Source organism: Bacillus sp. FSL M7-0003, assembly GCF_038628485.1.
Lineage (GTDB): Bacteria > Bacillota > Bacilli > Bacillales > Bacillaceae > Bacillus > Bacillus safensis.
This window is the reverse complement of the sequence record NZ_CP152024.1, coordinates 847,237-866,178: the sequence shown is the minus strand read 5'-3', so window position 1 is coordinate 866,178 and position 18,942 is coordinate 847,237. Positions and strand designations below refer to the sequence as shown.

Here is an 18,942-nt window from a genome sequence, read left to right as displayed (position 1 = left end):
ATGGTTCATCTCCTGATTTGAATAGTTTTCGTTCATTCGCTTCACACTAATAGGAAAGTTCCTATTAGGAGGTTACATTCATGTATGTCGGACGCGATTTAAGCCAGCTTGGCATGATGTCCAAGGATCAATGGAAAGATACTGAGCTTGCTTACTTTCATCATGCTTTCCAACAAATTTTACCTTATTTGAATGAAGAAGGGCAATCTAAGTATCGAGAAATCATTTCTGAAATCGAAGACCGCGGGGGTCTGCACCGAAATGAAGCTGATTATACCCACGGGACAACGGTTAAATATGACTAGGCTGCTCAAGTGCCAGCTTCCAAATTTTTTGGTGTGAGACTGGCAAAGCATATGCCTCAAATTTTTCTGTTGTGACTTTTTTCAGCTTCGTGTCATCAGATACAGAGGTAACTCGTCCAAAGAAAACAGAAATATTCCAGATGAGGTGGGTAAATACATGCTGGATGGTGCCTTCTAGATCACCAAGCTCCGCTTGTACACCCGCCTCCTCTTTTAAGAAATCAATCAGCTGCTCTTTTTCCGTTTTTCTTCCCTTTGTTGTTTCCATGTTAGGGAATTCCCATAAATTCGCAAGGAGGCCTGTACTTGGCCGCTTATGAATATATAGGTTGCCTGCGTCATCAAATAACACCGCTGCTGCCATTGATTTTGCAGTCGGCTTTTTCTTTTTGCTTTTCACTGGGAGCTCATGCTGAACGCCTTCCTCGAATGCCGAGCAATGCATGTTCAAAGGGCAAATGAGGCAGGCTGGGGATGTTGGGGTGCAAATGAGCGCACCTAGCTCCATCAGCCCTTGATTAAATTCTGACGGCTTTTCCCGGGAAATGAGCTGATCGACCGCAAATTCGAAAATGTTTCTCGTTTTTGGTTTTGCAATATCATCCCATATGGACAAAATACGAGAAATGACCCTCATAACGTTGCCGTCTACCGCAGGATATGGCTTGTTATAGGCGATACTCAGCACTGCGCCGCTCGTATACGGGCCTACACCTTTGAGCTTTGAAAATTGCTCTTTCGTATCAGGGACAACACCCCCGTAGGATTCATATACTTCTTTCACAGCTGCCTGTAAATTACGCACTCTTGAGTAGTAGCCAAGACCTTCCCATGCTTTCATGACCTTTTCTTCATCAGCTAAAGCGAGATCCTTCACCGTCGGGAATTGCTCCATAAACCGGTTGAAGTACGGAATGACCGTATCTACTCTCGTTTGCTGAAGCATCACTTCTGATACCCAGACGCGGTATGGATCTTGATTTTCACGCCATGGCAATGTTCGTTGTTCTTTTTCATACCAATCAATTAAATCATGCTGAAAGCCCGCAATATCTTTGCGGTCCAGCTTTTCTTGAATGTCTTTCATATCTATACTCCTTCTCATTGGACCGAGGGCTAACGTTCTGAATAGAACCTTATTTGTTGTATACTGTTTGTAGATACGTTAACATGTTACATTAAATCGGGATAAAGCAAAAGTGATTTTGCACATAGTCTTGATTGAAGACGTATACTTTGTATGATTGTTCCTAAGCATGACAACTAGGAGGTAATCAATTGGACACTGGTACTCATGTAGTAATGGGCATTTCTCTTGGGGGACTTGCACTTTTAGATCCAGCCGTCAGCGCAGATCCACACATGGCACACGCCGTGATGATCGCGACAATCGCCGGCTCCCAAGCACCAGACATTGATACTGTGCTAAAACTAAAAAATAATGCGGTTTATATAAGAAATCACCGAGGATTTACACATTCCATTCCGGCTGTACTGTTCTGGTCATTGCTGATTCCGGCTGTGATTTTCCCATTTGTGCCGGGGGCGGATTTACTTCACCTTTGGTTATGGACACTATTAGCCGTTGTGCTTCATGTGTTTGTCGATATTTTCAATGCATACGGTACGCAGGCCATTCGTCCATTTTCGAAGAAATGGGTAGCGCTTGGGATCATTAATACGTTTGATCCGTTTATCTTTTTTACACACCTTGTCGCCATTGTCGTTTGGGCGATTGGCGGTCATCCCGGCTTTACGTTCATAACGCTGTACGCCGTGATTTTCTGTTACTATATCGTCAGGGTCATCATGCAGCTTCAAATTAAACGTCAGCTGCATGCACGATTCGATGAAATTGAAGAGATTATTATTTCGCCTACAATGAAGTTCAGACAATGGCGCATTGCTGTGAAATGTAAATCCTCTTTCCATGTTGGGCGCAGCATGAATGGAGAGGTCGTCATTTTAGACACCTTTAACCGGGTGCCGGTCCCGGATACTGAAATTATGAAAATTGCTAAGCAAGATGAAAACATTTCAGCCTTTCTCTCCTTCTCCCCTGTCTACCGGTGGGAAGTGGATAAATACAAGGATCATTATGAGGTGCGGTTCATTGATTTGCGCTACCGTAGCAAAGGTCATTATCCTTTTGTCGCGATCTGCCATATCGACATGGACCACCAAATCAAAAATTCCTATACCGGCTGGATTTTCAGTGAAGAAAAACTACAAAAAAAATTAAGACTCGGCTCTGTGTGAGCGAGTCTTTTTTGTTGTGTAGGGCTTGAATTATTATATGTGTAGATTTTGAACTGGATAGTACTTGAATTTGTATAAAACGCAGAAACTGTGATCTATGCACTCATGTAGAGTGCGACGTATCTCTCCAATTGATAAATTAGAAAAAATTTGTATTTCAATCCACGCACCCATGTAGAGTGCGACTGTCTTTAAAATATAAACGCAAGGCCCTTGAAATCATTTCAATCCACGCACCCATGTAGAGTGCGACCGCTCGCTGTGCCATTATAGCTTGTGCGTGCAGTATTTCAATCCACGCACCCATGTAGAGTGCGACATTTGAGATCCAACAAAACAAGCCAAAATCATTAAATTTCAATCCACGCACCCATGTAGAGTGCGACTGCGATTTCCGCCCTAATTATAACATTTTTTAGGGAATGATCGTCAAAACCCACAAGTTTCTATATAGAATTTTGTTTTCACCCTTAAAAAATATACATTTTTTCTCATTTTTGTCGAATGAATAGGTGCGAATGTTCCAGGGATTTTATGTTCACCTCACATTCGCACCGACTTTTTCTTAGTATGAAATCTATTGAAACTTGTTAATCATACTTCTTTATATTTCAGCAACAATTGAATTCAATTAGATTCATGACTACTGAGGCAGGAGGCAGAGTTATGTTTTCGCAATTATTAATCCGTCCACTCATGTAGAGTGCGACCCTTTAATACCTAGTGGCTATGATTTCCTAGAAATTTCAATCCACGCACTCATATAGAGTGCGACTTACACACGAATAAAGGGTTATGGAAAGGTGAAGATTTCAATCCACGCACTCATGTAGAGTGCGACCAGGAGCTTCTAATAGTTTAACTGGTGATCATAATTTCAATCCACGCACTCATGTAGAGTGCGACGTGAAGGCACAGTAAAAGTTGTCATCACTGACGGATTTCAATCCACGCACTCATGTAGAGTGCGACGATGGATTGTAAAGATTATAACTGATATTTAATATTTCAATCCACGCACTCATGTAGAGTGCGACATAGACAAGCAAAATTATGTGGGGCTGCTCCGGCAAATTTCAATCCACGCACTCATATAGAGTGCGACGGAAAAATATATTCGGAAATATGGCGTGGTTAATATTTCAATCCACGCACTCATATAGAGTGCGACTGCGATTTCCGCCCTAATTATAACATTTTTTAGGGAATGATCGTCAAAATCCTTAAGTTTCTATATAGAATTTTGTTTTCACTCCTAAAAAATATACATTTTTTCTCATTTTTGTCGAATGAAACGGTGCGAATGTTCCAGGGATTTTATGTTCACCTCACATTCGCACTTAGTCTTATGAAATGTCGTCGTCCATTTTAAGTCTTCCATAACCTGCATTTGTTTTAGCACCGATTCCTTCGTATTCTAAAGCGCCTAGTAAGATGGTTTTGGCGAGTTCGAGCCATTCCGATTCTTCTGGTAGATTCTTTTTTGTTTTCAATAGAAGTTGAAAGCGGCCGTTGACCACCGTTAAGAAATGAATCGGTGTTGGTGAGTCATCATCTCGAGGGGCTGGAACACTTCCCCCTTTGTTCATCTTATCTAGCTTGACGCTGTTATAGTCTGAATGATGTGGTGTCATCACATCTACTTTGAATGCTTCCTTTACTGTCTCAGGCATCATGAGCGCATCATGAAATTCGATCATGCCGGCACGTTCGTTTGTTCCAAACAATGTGTTGTAATCACTACCACCTTGTTTTAGTTCTGGAAAGTTTTCACCTAATACAGAATGGGCATAATGAGAGGCTACGCCTTTTAAAGCTGTTCCTGGTAAATAAGGAATGCCGTATATCGGGTGTAATAACAATCCCGTTTCAAGTACACCCTCGCCTCCATGTCCAATGACTAACGGCGATATGGATTTGACTAAGCATGCGGGGTTCGTATCGGTATAATATCGCTCCACAAATTTTTCATACAATAAGCGATTTTTTCCCCATTGCTTTCGATGTAAACTAATCACATTTTCATAAAATGACTGCTTCTTCGCACTGTCCTTTATGATGTTCGATAATGTAGAACCACCAATCTCCCATTTGCTTTTGTTTAAGGTTAATGACAGATTCATTGGATGTCCTCCACACTTTCTGCCCCTTGTTCCACCTTTAAAATAGATTCCGCATATCTTTTGAACCAAATAGATGCACTTAATGCTTGTCTTGATTTGATTAAGTAATCTCGATTGGAAGCTGACCAACTTTCTTGTAAATCTAGCGTTTCTTTTATATCTTGAACGAATTGTTGATAAGCATTTCCTTTTTTTGATTTTGCCTCAAAAAATGTAATGGTGAGCCTTAATCCATTTGTTAAGATCATTGAGGCGAATCTGTGACAGAGTTGTCCATATTGATTTGAGAAATTCTCCTCATTCGATTTGGCATTCATCACATGTTGATACGCTTTCTCAGCATAATGATGTTGAATGAGTTTCATGATTTCTCTCCTCCTGTCATACGCCAGGATACTCTTCCTTTACCTACGTTTGTGTTTCCACCTAATTGAAGATACATCTGTTTTTCTAGTTGATTTAACAGTTGGTGTCTAACAGATAAATCATTGCTTCCATCGACACGATCACACCATATTAGCCCATAAAATATGGCTTCTGCTGGTACATACTCTTCATACCAGAGAGCTCCTTTACTAACTGTTTGGGTTTCATGATCAATTCTAATACGAGGTGTCACTTCAGAATTCATGGTGACAATGTATTGAAAAACGTCATCACTTACAATCACAAATCGTTCTATCCAAAGAGTTTGTGATTGTTTATCGTCGAATAAAAGTTTGGCCATCTGTTCAGCAAAATCGGTGAGTTGTTGAGATTTTTTGGCTGCCCCTTGGAATTCACCTAGATATAATTCGTCATTCTCTACTAATGTAGAATTCATGGTGACTAGTGTGCTTGATTCTTCTATGAGATCAGGGATATCCAGTGATACGCCTAATGCTTTTGCATCGCGAGCTAATCTTTTCAATATGAGTGGGCTTGCCACATATGCAAATGTACCGTATCTACTCGCCACCGGGAATGAAAATAACCTGCCATCTGTCATCACGATTGCCCCAGCGCTTCCATCTTGATCTCCTTGTGTACCAAATACTTTTTGTACGAATGTGTCTTGTCTTTTCGCGCGATAATGCTCACGCTGCACACCTTTGATACTGCTTCCAGGTATAATCGGCCATTCTGTGACTTTTTCTCGTTGAATAGGCATATCAATCACGCCAACTCCTTCACCCGCTCCAATATGAAGGGGGGATAAACAATGTATCCAAAACCAACGGCTTGCTTCCATCGTCTCACTCCTCTTATTCATTCGGTTTCCATGTTCCCCAAAGTGCTAACCCGCAGCCATCTTCACGATCAAACGCTTCTTTGCGCCGGTTACGATCGGATACTGATTGAAGCCACATTTTTTCGGCCAGTTCTGCTGGATCTCCTTCTTCTACTGTAAAAAAGTAAACGCTACCTGCGGGGACTAAGCGGCGTATTGCTTTTTCACGCCCTTTGTCTTTATTTGCTAAGCTCCATCCAGAGATAGGCTGCCAATGTGGAACAGAGGCCCAAACCAATTTCAGTCGTACATTTGTATCAAATAGTGGTTTTGACATAAGCTGTTCATCCAGCCAGCCGGGCTGCCATCCTTTACTGAAATAAGCGGGTGTCGCCAATATCATGCGAACATACGGCTTGTTTTTGAGCGATTCTTTAATAGCATCCGGACATATCCAATCTTGTTGGTATACATGTGGCCTGTCTTCTATATGAGCCAGCCGACGTTCACCACCTATCGGGTGAATGCCTGAGAAAGGCTTTAATCCTTCTGACTCTTCAGTAGATAACTCTATTCCCGCCTCCAGTTTAAAGTCATCTAGGAATAAGAGCGATTCTGTTGAAAATAGATGCTGATCTTTTGCTCTTTTACTGCCAGTTTCCACCTCAATTTGTGTTCGTTCCTGACGCTGTAATGCTGGAATAAATGCCGGTGGTGTTTCCTTTTTGAAAGAATGATTTTCCTTCTGCATGTGTTGATATTCAGTCAAGGCTTCCTTCACCTGACTCTCATCCACTGCATCTGTCAGCCAGTTCACCATCCACTTTAGTGATACAAAAGCAGGCGGCGATTTCATTTTTTTACGAGCACCAGCTCCAATTGGCGGCCATAATGCCTCACTAAAACGGCCTGTTTTTCCTGTACCAAAAAAGCCCTGTCCTTCCGACATCATTGGCTTTGGTCTCACTTGATTCATCCCATACTCATCATCGAATAACTCAAGGTCATTAGGCATTGGCACATATAAATGATCATGCCAGCGATATAAAGGACCTCGCACAAGAGATTTCGCATAATAAGAAAGTGGCGTGGTATGTTTGATTGATTGTCGTTTCTTTGCTAGAGCTGTACGAAGTGTTCCTGCGACCACACTCGGCGGAACATCGTTTAATGAACGCGCCCGTATACCCGGTACACGTTGAAATGGGCGTGCATCACGAATAAGCAGCGGATCAAGCGGTTGAATGTGAAACCATCTTTCAGGCATGTCCACTTACCTCCTCTAGTTGAAGAGCAATGATCATACATTCAGCGATTGTATGTAATTCTTCTAATGTATTCTTCTTCGGTATATACTTCGCAATCAATTGATCGATCCACTCTTTCGTTTCTTGCTCTGTTTTTGCTTCCGTTTTCTTTTTGAATGCAAGACGTCTTATCTCTAGTGGAATGAGTTCATCTAAGATTTCCGGCTGTTTTCTAAAAGAAGACTGTTCGTATGTTTGATACAACTCTCGTAAGCCATATGCAAAGCCATTCGTGAAATAAGACTGTTTTAACCACGTCGTCATCTCTTGGATAGAGGCCACTGGATCTATTTGAAATGAGACTGAGATATTCATTGTGTCTCCTCCGCCTCGCTTTTGGAAATGAATCGCTAATGAATTTCGCTCTTGTTTTGCATATTGTTCAGCCTGACGTGCCATGCTTCTTACTTCTTCAAGAGGCTCAAGCATATGAACGATGGCAATTCCAATTGAAATCGAAGGAGGTATTTCACTATGTTGATGAGCCTTCATCGTTGAAACAAATTCTCTTTGTAATTTCCCAGCTGCTTCTAAGCATTGGTGCACCGGTACATAAGCCATGACATCATCTCCACCGCCATAGATCAATGTACCTTTACATTTGGAAATAATCCCACGAGCCTTTGAAGCAAAAGTTGAGAGCGTTTTAGATAATGCAATATGGCTTTCTACATGCTGTATATTTCGCAGTTGGCTGCCCATCTTATCTCCATCCGCCATGAGAAAGGCATAGTAAGGTGAAGGTGCTGGTGGTTTGATCGGCTGGCCGTGATGCTTGCTGTATTCACCTTTGAAATATTTTTCGAGCAGCTGTGTGATATCATTTTTCGCTTCTGTTCGTGTGTTCCCGACAAGTCCACGTTGTTCAAGATAATCTTCTATTCTTCTTTCATAAAAAAGCGATGCCTCACTCCAATCAATAGGAGCTACTTTTAGATTCATATTCTCAAGATATGTTTCTACATCTTTCACATATTGTATGGCTGTTTGCTTCATCTGTTCATTTTGGTCCAACATATTTTGATAGGGAGCAAAAGCTTTATCACATACAGATGGAAATGTCATACTCGGATGCTTATGTAAGGACAATCGTTTGATCACTGAAATCGCATCTAATGATTCATGTTCACCAATTCCCCATTTTGCTAGTTGCGCCACTTGCTGTGTTTTTTTTTGCTTTTGGAAAACAGACTCTCGTCCACCGTCAAGTGATGATTTTGGTTCACCGAATAACGCCCCTGGTTCATTTTGTTTAAAATCTCTTAACGTCTTCCGTGCCGCCATTAAACCTTCGACTTCTTGAAGAGCCAAATGATATGGACTTGCGGACGCATTTGCCGCTCTGTCTTGATTTTGCACCTCAGTCCACACAGCATAAAATTCCAATAAATCATCTACTTGTCGATTCCATGTGCCTATTTGAATATAAGGATCCACAATCTCTCTTACAAAATCTGTGTATTCCTTCCATTTGTCATATATTGCTTTTTTCACTTGTCTTGCAACGGATGAAGGCTGTTCATATGAGATTTCTCCCAATATTTTATTTGGTGAGTTGTTTGTTTCTGAGTTGTTTGTTTCTGCGTCGTTTGGTTCTGCAGAGGATTCGTTGAACACAGGGAAAATAAGCGTTCCACCCAGTTGTTGAAATTTCTTCGCACCTGCTTTACTTAATTCAGATAGAAGAAAAGAGCCAAACCATAAATCACGCGTCCGCCTTGCTTGCGCAATAAATTCTTGAACAGGCCCTATCGAAAATAGCATCAATGTTTGTTTTTGTGATTCTTCTGACAAAATGTTTGCACCTCCTTGCTATGTAAAAAGGCTTGAATCGCCGATGAGTGCGTCCGGCCACTCTCGTCTTGTAATGGGTTTTTTGAGTAGGTGGCTGTTGGATAGATACTTTGTTCATCTGTTACATTGGGCAAAGGCTTTCCGTACCCTAAAAGCGATAAAGCTTCGATCTTTGGTTGCTGCAACACTATCACCATGCCTACCGATTCCTTTTGATTAATAGCTAACGGTTTTAAGATGAGTGGTGAAGCCAAACGATCCTTTCCTTTAGGTAGGAGCGTTACAGGATCTGGATCTTTCCCACTATCTTTAGGAGCAAATCGGAACTGAATAGGCAAACCAAATTGAGCTCTAGGAAATGCTTGATATTTAAATGGTTTCTCTTTTGGATAAGGGATGTGATGACCTGATTTAGCTTTACCTGTTAACAGACGAATAGTATCTGCTTCCGGCCAGCAACTTCTTCCTCTTTTTTTGTCCGGGTTAGATCTTCTTCGAAATGTTTCATATGTCTGAATGACAGACTGCCAGCTTGAGATCATAGATGATGGAAATGCCTGTACTTTGAATTCTCGACTAAGCGTTGGCCATTCTCGACTTGATGCTGGCAATTGAATGTCATATTCTAAAAGCTTTTGCTCAAACCATTTTTCCAATTGGCTTTTTGTCCTCTTGTTGTATGGTGAAAATTGCTTGCAATATAAACTGCCACACCCACGTCTCGTTCTTGAACCAAGTCCACCGAAGTTGATCCAAGCCCATAATGCTGCTTCAACTTCTTTTTTGATTAACTCAAAATCGGTTGTTTTTTTAGATAACCGGATATTTAAAGAAAATTGCGCCTTCATAAGGTATGGTGTTTCATCTTTCATATTTGAAAGAACATACCGTGGAAAAGGATGATTTTTCTTTTTAAAAAATACTTTTGAATTTCTTTTCACTTCGTCTTTTTCATAATGGGTTACCACTTGAATCTGGCTCGCTTGTTCTGTATGACCAAATATCTCTGCTTCTCTTTTAGATAATTCATTCGCATTTTTGCAGGCAGCTCCTCGAGTTGCACGCCACCAGAAACGAAGATGTCCACGAATCGCACTTTCTCGAATCGGTCTCTCTTGATCAATTGAGTTTGATTGGGGCCCTCCCCCAAACATTGGTGTAACCAAATGAATAGTGAGCGGCTCTTTAAAAAGTTTTTGGTCTTCATGAATTTTCGTGTCAATCGCATGTTTCACATCATGCCAATTCGTTTTGGGTTTACTAAATTCCCTTGTCATGTCGCTCTCCTTTCTTCACTTTGTTATCTGTTTCTGAAATAGCTCGGCATATGCATAGTGAGGGAAAAACATGGGGTTGTTGATGAGCATCAGCAATTGATTTAATTGGAAGTTTAGCGTTAACAGATCGTATCCATCAATACGTAAATCGCTGAGTTTGTTCGAAATCACTTTGTCTTTACTATTATCTTTATTTTTCTCACTATTTTTTTTCTTTTCTTTATCCTCTTGTTCCTTAGACCTTTCTGGATCATAACAATTTAATTCATTAGCCCACCATCCTAGCTGTTTATCTTCATTAGGAGCTCTTAAATGAAATACACTCTTTTGTTTTATAAGAATAAGGTCAAATGCTTTGTCTAATATTTCAAACATCTTTGAAGATGAATTTGCTGTTTGCCTTTTTAAATTACTTGCTAAAATTAAAATAGGACGTGTTCGTTTCTGTGTATCATTTTCAACCATGACAACCCCTTGAGCGGCCATCCTAGCTATTCCTTTTGTTTTCGGTACTAATTTTTTTATATTGTCAGACCAAACTTTTAAATTATCAACATCGAAATTTGAACTTTTACATTCTATAGCAACCGCAACCGCCTCAATCGGTATAAACTTCAACGAATTGTGTTGGAACACATACGGCGTATACTGCTCATCAAATACGGCAATATCGACTTCGTTAGAATGATTTCCTTCTGAGTCAATAATGATGACACCTTGTGCTAATGAATATTTTTTAGGAATGATTTTCCGAAAAAACTCCAGCCACATCACTTCTCTAGAATCCCCTGTCAGCCCGCCATGATTAGAAGCAAAGTCCACTTCTTCTGATATCATGCTGTTTAATCTTTGATAATTCTCTAAGATCAGCTGCTCCACTTTACCGGTTCGCTCCGTCTCACCCAAACCATTTCCTCCTTCATCATTCATTACGAATGGATAATATTTGAATCTAAATGACTACTTTTCATTTCGACTTATTTTGAGATTTTTTAAGGTTTATTTAGGAAAAAGAAGAAAAAAAACATGACTGCAATGAGTCATGTTTTCACTTTACAAATGAACAGTCTATTTTGATGGCTTTTGTATCTGAAAAAGGGTGTTGTAAGAATCATGATCTCTGAGAATGTCATACCGTTTAAGACACAATCATTTAAAATCACGCACTCATATAGAATGCGACCAGTAGTGAAGAAAGGACAACCGAAGGTTTATAATTTCAATCCACGCACTCATATAGAGTGCGACGGCAATTCCTTTGAAAACTGTTCCGGCGGCGTTAATTTCAATCCACGCACTCATATAGAGTGCGACATGTCTATGTAGCTAGTAGACCAGAAATAAAGGTATTTCAATCCACGCACTCATATAGAGTGCGACAGCGCACAGATCAATCCGTCGAGTCTCAGTGGTAATTTCAATCCACGCACTCATATAGAGTGCGACTGCGATTTCTGCCCTAATTATTACATTTTTTAGGGGATGATAGCCGAAATCCCCAATTTTCTATATAGAATTTTGTTTTCCCCTCTAAATAATATACATTTTTTCTCATTTTTGTCGAATGAAAAGGTGCGAATGTCCCGGGGATTTTATGTCCATCTCACATTCGCACCGAATTTTTCTTAATCCTACTTAATTAAAAATTATTGCTCTTGAAAATCATACTTATTTTAATTGTTTCACCAATAGCTTTGAATTCATTTAAAAACATGACTACTGGGCCAGTCATGTTTTTCACACCTATCATTCATACTCTGAACCCATCGGTAGCCAGCCTACGACTGCCATTATTTCAATCCACACACTCATGTAGAGTGCGACCGAAAGTATTGATGAGAAATTGCGTTCTATGACAATTTCAATCCACGCACTCATATAGAGTGCGACGCTACGAATATCCTCATACTATGATAGTTGGATATTTCAATCCACGCACTCATGTAGAGTGCGACATGTAGGATTCATGATAGTTGATAGAGTAGTAGGAATATTTCAATCCACGCACTCATGTAGAGTGCGACTTTTCTTTGGAGGGAACGTGTTGAAGCGAGCTGAATTTCAATCCACGCACTCATGTAGAGTGCGACGACCTTACGTCTGTCATTACAAGGTGCAACTACAATTTCAATCCACGCACTCATGTAGAGTGCGACTGCGATTTCTGCCTAATTGTAACATTTTTTGGGAAATGATAGGCAAAATCCACAACTTTCAATAAAGAATTTTGTTTTCCCCTTTATAAAATATACATTTTTTCTCATTTTTGTCGAATAAAAAGGTGCGATTGTCCCGGGGATTTTATGTTCACCTCACATTCGCACCGAATTTTTCTTAATCCTATTTAAATAAAAACTATTGCTCTTGAAAACATACTTATTTCACTGTTTCATCAACAGCTTTGAATTCATTTAAAAACATGACTACTGAGCCAGAGTCATGTTTTTCACACCTAAATCAAGCCCAACTGTCAACATTTTTTTCAAGCTACCTCAATCCATACACTCCTGTAAAGTGCGACACATAGAAGCACTGAGCACGGTCACACAATCATTATTTCAATCCACGCCTCATATAGAGTGCGACGAGGCTGACGAAAAGGCTAAGCGTGAGGCTGAGATTTCAATCCACGCACTCATATAGAGTGCGACATCGTTGGGACCTGGAAAGATTAATAGCAATTGCAATTTCAATCCACGCACTCATATAGAGTGCGACCTAGTACCATCTTCATTCACACTTTGCGAAAATAATTTCAATCCACGCACTCATATAGAGTGCGACGATTGATCTAAAGCTATACAAGACCCTCTCAAAATTTCAATCCACGCACTCATGTAGAGTGCGACAATAAAAGGAATGACAAAAGAAGACTTCAAGATCATTTCAATCCACGCACTCATATAGAGTGCGACTGCGATTTCTGCCTAATTGTAACATTTTTTGGGAAATGATAGGCAAAATCCACAACTTTCAATAAAGAATTTTGTTTTCCCCTTTAAAAATATACATTTTTTCTCAATTTTGTCGAATAAAAAGGTGCGAATGCACCGGGGATTTTATGTTCACCTCACATTCGCACCATCAGTTCCTCTTACAACTTCGTCATATATTCCACAATAAACTCCCAAAATCCAGGTCCTTCTTGGTAAATCAGCCGGTCTATTTTTTCGATGAGTTTGATATAGAGTTCTTGTTCGAGGTCTTCTCTTTCTTGATATGCCGTGTTTTGTAGTTTCTTTTTGATCATGGGTGTGAAGGTTTCAATGAGTTCTTCCATTTCTCCATTGGTCATTTTGTCTTCGTGCACGGACATCTCCCCCTGTTTCTTCTTTTAGTTTGTTGAGTGCTTTTTTGTGAATGTTTGAGATGTTTTGTCTTGTTTCGCCGAACTGATCGGCTATTTCTTTCATCGTTTGGCCTTCGACATAGATTTGGGTTAGGACCATTTTTTGTTTGTCTGTGAGCTGCTGGTAGGCCTTGTACAATGTTTGGTCTTGCAGATGCTCCCCTAGGTCTTGCTGGTTGAAGAGCACAGCTTCATACGTATCTGTTTGAACATGGTCTTTCACTTCTTGTGTATCAGGATGATCAAGTATGAGCGGAAAACGCTGCTGTTTCTTTTTTACTCGTTTGTCAAAGTCGACTGAAAAGATGCGTATCATTGTGGAGATATACTTGATGATGCGGATTTTCTGATAGAACTGTTTGAACTCGGAATCTAGTTTTTTGGCATTTTCCTCGTTTGGCTCTTCCATGACTTGCCGGAGCAGCTGCTCGTTTTTCGGGTTGCTTAAAAACTGCTGAATGAGCGGGTGATCAATGATTTCCTTCCATTTTGCTTTCAATAACAGCCGATAATCCATGTGCATCCTCCCCTTTGTTCCCTCTACTAGCATTAAGTGGACAAAAGTTAAAAAAAGTAAACTTCGTGAAACGGGTCTAATGATTCATTTTCTCCCCCTCTGCTTTCCTTTTTCTTCTTTCATACCACTTATATAGAAGACGAGCATCCGCTGGGAGGTGAGACAAATGGAGCCCTTTTTTTCAGAGGAATGGCTGAAGCAGCTCGGTCAGGCTGGCTTCCCTGCCATTTTGACGGTTTACTTGCTGACACGCTTTGAACGAAAGTTTGATGAATTAAGCAAGCTCATCCAACGATTAGTCGCTGCTCAAAAAAATGATGAATCAGATTGACATCTGCCTGATTCGTTTCACCTTATGAAAACGAGGGCGAAATGAAAGGCCTTTTGTCACCTCACACAATACGATGTTGAAAGGGGATTTTATCATGAGTGAAAAGCAAAATGGAATACCACAGCCGATTCGAGGAGAAAAAGGAGCAACGGTCAAAATTCCACGTAATCTCGAGCGGGACAGACAAAATCCAGATATGCTCACGCCGCCAGAAACCGATCATGGAACGGTCTCCAACCTGAAATATTCTTTTTCTGATACACACAATCGTTTAGAAAAAGGCGGCTACGCCCGTGAGGTAACAGTCCGTGAACTGCCGATCTCTAAAAGTCTTGCATCTGTTAATATGCGGTTAAAGCCTGGTGCGATTCGTGAGCTTCACTGGCATAAGGAAGCGGAATGGGCGTACATGATTTATGGGGAAGCCCGGATTACATCGGTTGATGCAGAGGGGCGCAATTTTACAGAGGATGTGACTGAGGGTGATTTGTGGTACTTCCCTTCTGGCCTGCCGCACTCTATCCAAGCACTTGAACCGGGAGCTGAATTCTTGCTTGTGTTTGATGATGGGGCATTCTCAGAAAATAGTACGTTCCAAGTAACCGATTGGCTTGCCCACACGCCAGAGGAAGTCGTGCTCAAGAACTTCGGTATGACAAAAGAGCAGTTTGACAAGCTGCCAGAGAAAGAAAAGTATATTTTCCAAAAAGGAATTCCTGGTTCCCTTGAATGTGACAAGGTGAAAACAGAGCAAGGAGAAGTCCCGAATTCCTTTAAATATGAGCTGTTAAAACAGGAGCCGATTACATCAAGCGGCGGACAAGTGTGGATTGCGGACTCTACCAATTTCAAAGCATCTAAAACGATTGCATCCGCTCTTGTGAAAGTTGATCCAGGTGCCATTCGTGAGCTGCACTGGCATCCAAATACGGATGAATGGCAATATTTCATTTCTGGAAAAGCACGAATGACGGTATTTGCTTCTGATGGACATGCGAGAACCTTCAACTATCAGGCCGGAGACGTTGGATATGTCCCATTTGCGATGGGGCATTATGTAGAAAATACAGGCGACGAACCACTTTATTTCTTAGAAATCTTTAAGAGCGATCATTATGCAGACATTTCACTCAATCAGTGGCTTGCGGTCACACCGAAACAGCTTGTTCTTGATCATTTAGATCAAGGTGAAGACTTCTTAAAACTGCTTGATACTGAAAAACATCCTGTGATCGCTGCGCCTAAAAAAGAGGATTAACATATAACTTCCTGCAAAAAGGCTGTCCTTTTTGCAGGTATCTTCATGTAAAGGAGTGTTTGTTCACCTATGCAGCAATCTGTTCACGCTTTATGGCAAGGGCTGAAATGGCTCATGGCGGCGTCGGCTGTCTGTTACATATTTTTGTTGTTTTGTGTACTGTTCTTTCATTTAACGGGTGCTTTTTATCAATCGATTTTATCGATGCTTTTATTTATGGGCATCTATGTGGTACTTGGGATATCCTTTGAGCATGTGGAACATGTGCTCATGAGGGTTGTGAGAAAGTGCCGTTCCAAAAAACGCTCCATCGTTTTCTATGCCATTTCCATTCATCTCTTGTTTATTTGGGGGGCTGTCTATTTATCTGATGAATTGGTAGGCGGCATTTTACTGTCTACTTCTGAGGAAATTCTCTTTGCCCTCAGTCTTTGGTTGTTTCATTTTTTGTTTGATTATGCGACTTTTTCGTTTGAGAAAGAAGCTTAGTGATTTGCTTCATATGATGGATATCGTGTTCGATCAGCCCTTGGAAGATAAAAAACACCACTTATGATGAAAAGTGGTGTTTCTTGTGTTTTCTCCGTGCATATAGGATCGCAACGATCAAACTGACGAGTGAAATCAACGCGAGAATTCTGATATAAGGCGGATAGTAGGTTAGCACAATCTCGTTTTTACCTTTTTCTATTGGAAAACCGATAAAGGCGTAATTGGCTTGTTCAATATCGGTCTGCTGTCCGTTTACTGTGAGCTCCCAGCCTTTTTCATATGGTACTGGCAGAACCATATAATCATCGCCGCGTTTGTTATCATATGAAATCGTAAAGCGGTTGTTTTCGAGCTTTACTTGCTGGCTGCCATCATCCTGTTTTTCTTTTTCATATGCCTTTTCTAGGATGCGGTAAGGCTCTTGATACAGCTTCAGTTGATCGAGTTCATACGTCCCTTTTGGTACTCGAATGGAAAGAATTTTTTCCGCAGGGACTCGAATCGTCACTTCATTGACGCCTGTTTTGTAGATGGATGTATTGCTTTTTCGTGAGGTGACGTAGTTGTCAACGGATAACTGAAATCCTTCGTTCCGGTCTGTCCGCTTCACATAAAAGCTCACATACACATCTCCAGCGCGGGCCATATCATCTGGCAGCGTGATATTCAGACCGCCTGTTTCTCCGTATACATCAAGCACGCCGTGTTCGTATACGGCTTGTTCCGTATGAATCTTTGTATCCTTGACTCGATCTGGCGCGTGCTCAATTTCAGCGTTTCCTTTTTTGTCTAAAATCACACCTTGCAGCATCGCATGCTCTCTATCAAGTGCTGAGGCATTCTTTAAGGATTCTTCTGAATAAACGGCGCTTGTTGTTCTTGCAAATGGCAGCGGCCGTGTATTTTCATACACTTTATAATGCTCGCTTTCCAATATTGGCTTAAAATAAGCTGGCGGTGAGTCAGGCATCGTATTGTCTCTCATATAATACTTTCCGTAGGTCAGGCTGTATAAATTCGCTCTGTCCCCCATTGTTGCATAACGGCTGACACTTTCTCGTCCCATATCGATTTGCAGGTCATTCCAGTAGAAATTGAGCAAATGCTGATTCAATATACTTGAATACGCACTCATGCCTTGAAAGCCTTCAAATAACGGGGTGTTGTTGCGCACGCCATTCATCCAGTCAATCCGGGCAAGCGGATCTTTTGAAGAGCGGCTTTGAATCTGCTGAATGAGCTTCATTTGCTCATGTCCAGCATACGCCTCACTATTCAGATACGTATCTGACACGCTCTTAATATTGCTTCTTTCAGATAAGTAGCCCTGCTGGTACACGCCTGCTGTCAGTAAGCTGACAACGATGAGCACAGCTGAAAAGAGACGAAGGTGCTGGCGTTTTTCCGCATGAATCACAAGGAAAAACAAGCTGATCACAAGCAGTCCTATGCCTGTAAATACAACAACATCCATATTTCCCTTTGCTCGTTCTGATAAGATGACTGCGAGAAGAAACACGATCCAAGCACCTAAGACCGCACGCTTTTTCCACTTCCACTCAATTTGCGAGAAATGCTTGATGGTGATGGCTACGACCGCTCCAACTGTAAAGGCAAGAATGTATTCAAACCTGTACTGCGGTGCTGAAAAACCATTAAACACGCTCGCCATCTTTGGACTGTAGTGAAAAACAATGAGCAGAACGCTGATCGATGTAAACATGAAAAACCACCTGTTCCGGTAAAGCGGAACGAGGAACATACAAATGAGAAAAATCACAGGTAATAAATACACCCTGCTTGTAAACAGCAGATGATCATGCAGATCAAACCAAGGTATAGATTGATCATATGGCGGTCTTATATTATGAAGAAATCCATAGACAGACGGGACAAAAAAGGCAGCACTGATACCAAAGGATAACAGCGTAGAGACCGCCAGCGTCCAGAACACCTTCCACCCGTTCTCCTCACTTCGAAGCTTGATGATATATCTGAAGACAAGATAGATCGCTAAAAAGATAAAATGAATATAAGCAAAGTAAAAATTGTTGATGAGCATCAGGCTGCACGCCGCAATAAACCAAGCCGGCTTACCTGTTTTGAAAATCCGTTCAACCCCAAGTACAAGCAGCGGGAGCCACATCATACTGTCGGTGAAAAACTCCCAAAATGTTTCATGTCGAAAATACACAATAGACAGTCCGTAAATTGCGGCTCCTGTTAATGCACTCAGCCTATGCTGAACCATTGAAAGAAGCACACGGTAAGCGATGAAAAGAATAAGCGTCAGCTTAATCACACTCAGCCAAATGACGGCATTTGCCCAGAATTGAATGTCCGTTGACTGGATAACATGAAGCGCATTCATCAGCCAGACGACAGCGACTGTGACCATAAAGACAGTTGACGTTGTGAAATAATAACCTAATTGCGTATATGTACCGCCGCCTAGACCGAATTGATAGGAATAAAAGAAGTTCCCTTTGACGTATTCATCGTAAAGCAGCTTTTTAAATGGGAGCATTTGTGAGATCCCGTCTCCATCTCCTGTCATATACCGGCCTTGCGTATATTCATATAAGAAAAAGGAGTGTCCTAATAAAGCGAGAATGAGGCACATTCCTATGATTATCCATCTACGTTTCATCATCTAAATCCTTTCCACAAAAGATCCACTGTTCTTTGAAACAAAACAACCCAGCAAGCGATTCGTGCTT

16 protein-coding genes and 5 CRISPR repeat arrays are annotated in these 18,942 nt (G+C 41.1%); of the genes, 5 read left to right on the top strand and 11 right to left on the bottom strand.

Annotation, left to right across the window (positions count from 1 at the left end):
* Nucleotides 1-80: 80 nt before the first annotated feature.
* Nucleotides 81-305 (top strand): hypothetical protein, encoded by a 225-nt coding sequence (locus tag MHI23_RS04265; protein WP_003217808.1) that lies wholly within the window; start codon nucleotides 81-83, stop codon nucleotides 303-305.
* On the opposite strand, the gene mutY is transcribed toward MHI23_RS04265, so the two are convergent.
* Entirely contained in the window at nucleotides 292-1,392 is a 1,101-nt protein-coding gene (gene mutY, locus MHI23_RS04260; RefSeq protein WP_342492326.1) for an A/G-specific adenine glycosylase, read from the bottom strand. The genes MHI23_RS04265 and mutY overlap by 14 nt on opposite strands.
* Before the next feature lie 191 nt (nucleotides 1,393-1,583).
* Between mutY and MHI23_RS04255 the strand changes: the two genes are divergently transcribed.
* Nucleotides 1,584-2,564: a metal-dependent hydrolase gene (locus MHI23_RS04255; protein WP_342492325.1), complete on the top strand. Its 981-nt coding sequence runs from the start codon at nucleotides 1,584-1,586 to the stop codon at nucleotides 2,562-2,564.
* Between the two features lie 87 nt (nucleotides 2,565-2,651).
* Nucleotides 2,652-2,950: direct repeats of the CRISPR family, unit length 32 nt; unit sequence ATTTCAATCCACGCACCCATGTAGAGTGCGAC.
* A gap of 292 nt (nucleotides 2,951-3,242) precedes the next feature.
* Nucleotides 3,243-3,735: a CRISPR direct-repeat array (repeat unit 20 nt; unit sequence ATTTCAATCCACGCACTCAT).
* Nucleotides 3,736-3,910: 175 nt separating this feature from the next.
* On the opposite strand, the gene cmr6 is transcribed toward MHI23_RS04255, so the two are convergent.
* From cmr6 to MHI23_RS04210, 9 genes are all read right to left on the bottom strand, one after another.
* Nucleotides 3,911-4,687 (bottom strand): type III-B CRISPR module RAMP protein Cmr6, encoded by a 777-nt coding sequence (cmr6, locus tag MHI23_RS04250; protein ID WP_342492324.1) that lies wholly within the window; start codon nucleotides 4,685-4,687, stop codon nucleotides 3,911-3,913.
* Nucleotides 4,684-5,052 carry a type III-B CRISPR module-associated protein Cmr5 gene (gene cmr5 / locus MHI23_RS04245; RefSeq protein WP_342492323.1) on the bottom strand — a complete coding sequence of 123 codons (369 nt, stop codon included), beginning with the start codon at nucleotides 5,050-5,052 and terminating at the stop codon, nucleotides 4,684-4,686. The genes cmr6 and cmr5 overlap by 4 nt, the downstream gene beginning before the upstream one ends.
* The gene (gene cmr4, locus MHI23_RS04240; RefSeq protein ID WP_268421847.1) at nucleotides 5,049-5,918 is read right to left on the bottom strand and encodes a type III-B CRISPR module RAMP protein Cmr4; all 870 of its coding nucleotides are present in this window, start codon (nucleotides 5,916-5,918) and stop codon (nucleotides 5,049-5,051) included. Before cmr4 ends, cmr5 begins: the two co-directional genes overlap by 4 nt.
* A 13-nt stretch (nucleotides 5,919-5,931) precedes the next feature.
* Nucleotides 5,932-7,164: a type III-B CRISPR module-associated protein Cmr3 gene (cmr3, locus tag MHI23_RS04235; protein WP_342492322.1), complete on the bottom strand. Its 1,233-nt coding sequence runs from the start codon at nucleotides 7,162-7,164 to the stop codon at nucleotides 5,932-5,934.
* Nucleotides 7,157-8,998 (bottom strand): type III-B CRISPR-associated protein Cas10/Cmr2, encoded by a 1,842-nt coding sequence (gene cas10 / locus MHI23_RS04230; protein ID WP_342492321.1) that lies wholly within the window; start codon nucleotides 8,996-8,998, stop codon nucleotides 7,157-7,159. Before cas10 ends, cmr3 begins: the two co-directional genes overlap by 8 nt.
* Nucleotides 8,968-10,233 (bottom strand): type III-B CRISPR module RAMP protein Cmr1, encoded by a 1,266-nt coding sequence (gene cmr1, locus MHI23_RS04225; RefSeq protein ID WP_342492320.1) that lies wholly within the window; start codon nucleotides 10,231-10,233, stop codon nucleotides 8,968-8,970. The genes cas10 and cmr1 overlap by 31 nt, the downstream gene beginning before the upstream one ends.
* A 57-nt stretch (nucleotides 10,234-10,290) precedes the next feature.
* Entirely contained in the window at nucleotides 10,291-11,181 is an 891-nt protein-coding gene (locus MHI23_RS04220; protein WP_342492319.1) for a DUF6602 domain-containing protein, read from the bottom strand.
* Nucleotides 11,182-11,424: 243 nt separating this feature from the next.
* Nucleotides 11,425-11,724: direct repeats of the CRISPR family, unit length 34 nt; unit sequence TAATTTCAATCCACGCACTCATATAGAGTGCGAC.
* 343 nt (nucleotides 11,725-12,067) lie between these two features.
* Nucleotides 12,068-12,432: direct repeats of the CRISPR family, unit length 32 nt; unit sequence ATTTCAATCCACGCACTCATGTAGAGTGCGAC.
* Nucleotides 12,433-12,764: 332 nt separating this feature from the next.
* Nucleotides 12,765-13,190: a CRISPR direct-repeat array (repeat unit 32 nt; unit sequence ATTTCAATCCACGCACTCATATAGAGTGCGAC).
* Nucleotides 13,191-13,369: 179 nt separating this feature from the next.
* Complete coding sequence (gene rsoA, locus MHI23_RS04215) at nucleotides 13,370-13,591, bottom strand: sigma-O factor regulator RsoA (RefSeq protein ID WP_029707333.1); 222 nt, start codon at nucleotides 13,589-13,591, stop codon at nucleotides 13,370-13,372.
* Nucleotides 13,539-14,141, bottom strand: a complete 603-nt coding sequence (locus MHI23_RS04210) for a sigma-70 family RNA polymerase sigma factor (protein ID WP_098676621.1) — start codon at nucleotides 14,139-14,141, stop codon at nucleotides 13,539-13,541. Before MHI23_RS04210 ends, rsoA begins: the two co-directional genes overlap by 53 nt.
* A 166-nt stretch (nucleotides 14,142-14,307) precedes the next feature.
* Between MHI23_RS04210 and MHI23_RS04205 the strand changes: the two genes are divergently transcribed.
* From MHI23_RS04205 to MHI23_RS04195, 3 genes are all read left to right on the top strand, one after another.
* Nucleotides 14,308-14,472: a YvrJ family protein gene (locus MHI23_RS04205; protein ID WP_098676622.1), complete on the top strand. Its 165-nt coding sequence runs from the start codon at nucleotides 14,308-14,310 to the stop codon at nucleotides 14,470-14,472.
* A gap of 94 nt (nucleotides 14,473-14,566) precedes the next feature.
* On the top strand, nucleotides 14,567-15,730 hold the full coding sequence (locus MHI23_RS04200) for an oxalate decarboxylase family bicupin (RefSeq protein WP_098676623.1): 1,164 nt from the start codon (nucleotides 14,567-14,569) through the stop codon (nucleotides 15,728-15,730).
* Nucleotides 15,731-15,799: 69 nt separating this feature from the next.
* Nucleotides 15,800-16,219 (top strand): regulatory YrvL family protein, encoded by a 420-nt coding sequence (locus MHI23_RS04195; RefSeq protein WP_024425804.1) that lies wholly within the window; start codon nucleotides 15,800-15,802, stop codon nucleotides 16,217-16,219.
* Between the two features lie 61 nt (nucleotides 16,220-16,280).
* Here the strand turns inward: MHI23_RS04195 and MHI23_RS04190 are convergent, their stop codons facing one another.
* Entirely contained in the window at nucleotides 16,281-18,875 is a 2,595-nt protein-coding gene (locus MHI23_RS04190) for a YfhO family protein (RefSeq protein ID WP_342492318.1), read from the bottom strand.
* Nucleotides 18,876-18,942 lie beyond the last annotated feature (67 nt).

Bases quoted from the DNA above. Each gene is read 5' to 3' on its own strand.
- cmr4 (WP_268421847.1), bottom strand. From the start codon at position 5,918: ATGGAAGCAAGCCGTTGGTTTTGGATACATTGTTTATCCCCCCTTCAT.
- MHI23_RS04205 (WP_098676622.1), top strand. From the start codon at position 14,308: ATGGAGCCCTTTTTTTCAGAGGAATGGCTGAAGCAGCTCGGTCAGGCT.
- MHI23_RS04195 (WP_024425804.1), top strand. From the start codon at position 15,800: ATGCAGCAATCTGTTCACGCTTTATGGCAAGGGCTGAAATGGCTCATG.
- rsoA (WP_029707333.1), bottom strand. From the start codon at position 13,591: ATGTCCGTGCACGAAGACAAAATGACCAATGGAGAAATGGAAGAACTC.
- mutY (WP_342492326.1), bottom strand. From the start codon at position 1,392: ATGAAAGACATTCAAGAAAAGCTGGACCGCAAAGATATTGCGGGCTTT.
- MHI23_RS04265 (WP_003217808.1), top strand. From the start codon at position 81: ATGTATGTCGGACGCGATTTAAGCCAGCTTGGCATGATGTCCAAGGAT.
- cmr6 (WP_342492324.1), bottom strand. From the start codon at position 4,687: ATGAATCTGTCATTAACCTTAAACAAAAGCAAATGGGAGATTGGTGGT.
- cmr5 (WP_342492323.1), bottom strand. From the start codon at position 5,052: ATGAAACTCATTCAACATCATTATGCTGAGAAAGCGTATCAACATGTG.
- MHI23_RS04200 (WP_098676623.1), top strand. From the start codon at position 14,567: ATGAGTGAAAAGCAAAATGGAATACCACAGCCGATTCGAGGAGAAAAA.
- MHI23_RS04210 (WP_098676621.1), bottom strand. From the start codon at position 14,141: ATGGATTATCGGCTGTTATTGAAAGCAAAATGGAAGGAAATCATTGAT.
- MHI23_RS04190 (WP_342492318.1), bottom strand. From the start codon at position 18,875: ATGATGAAACGTAGATGGATAATCATAGGAATGTGCCTCATTCTCGCT.
- cmr3 (WP_342492322.1), bottom strand. From the start codon at position 7,164: ATGCCTGAAAGATGGTTTCACATTCAACCGCTTGATCCGCTGCTTATT.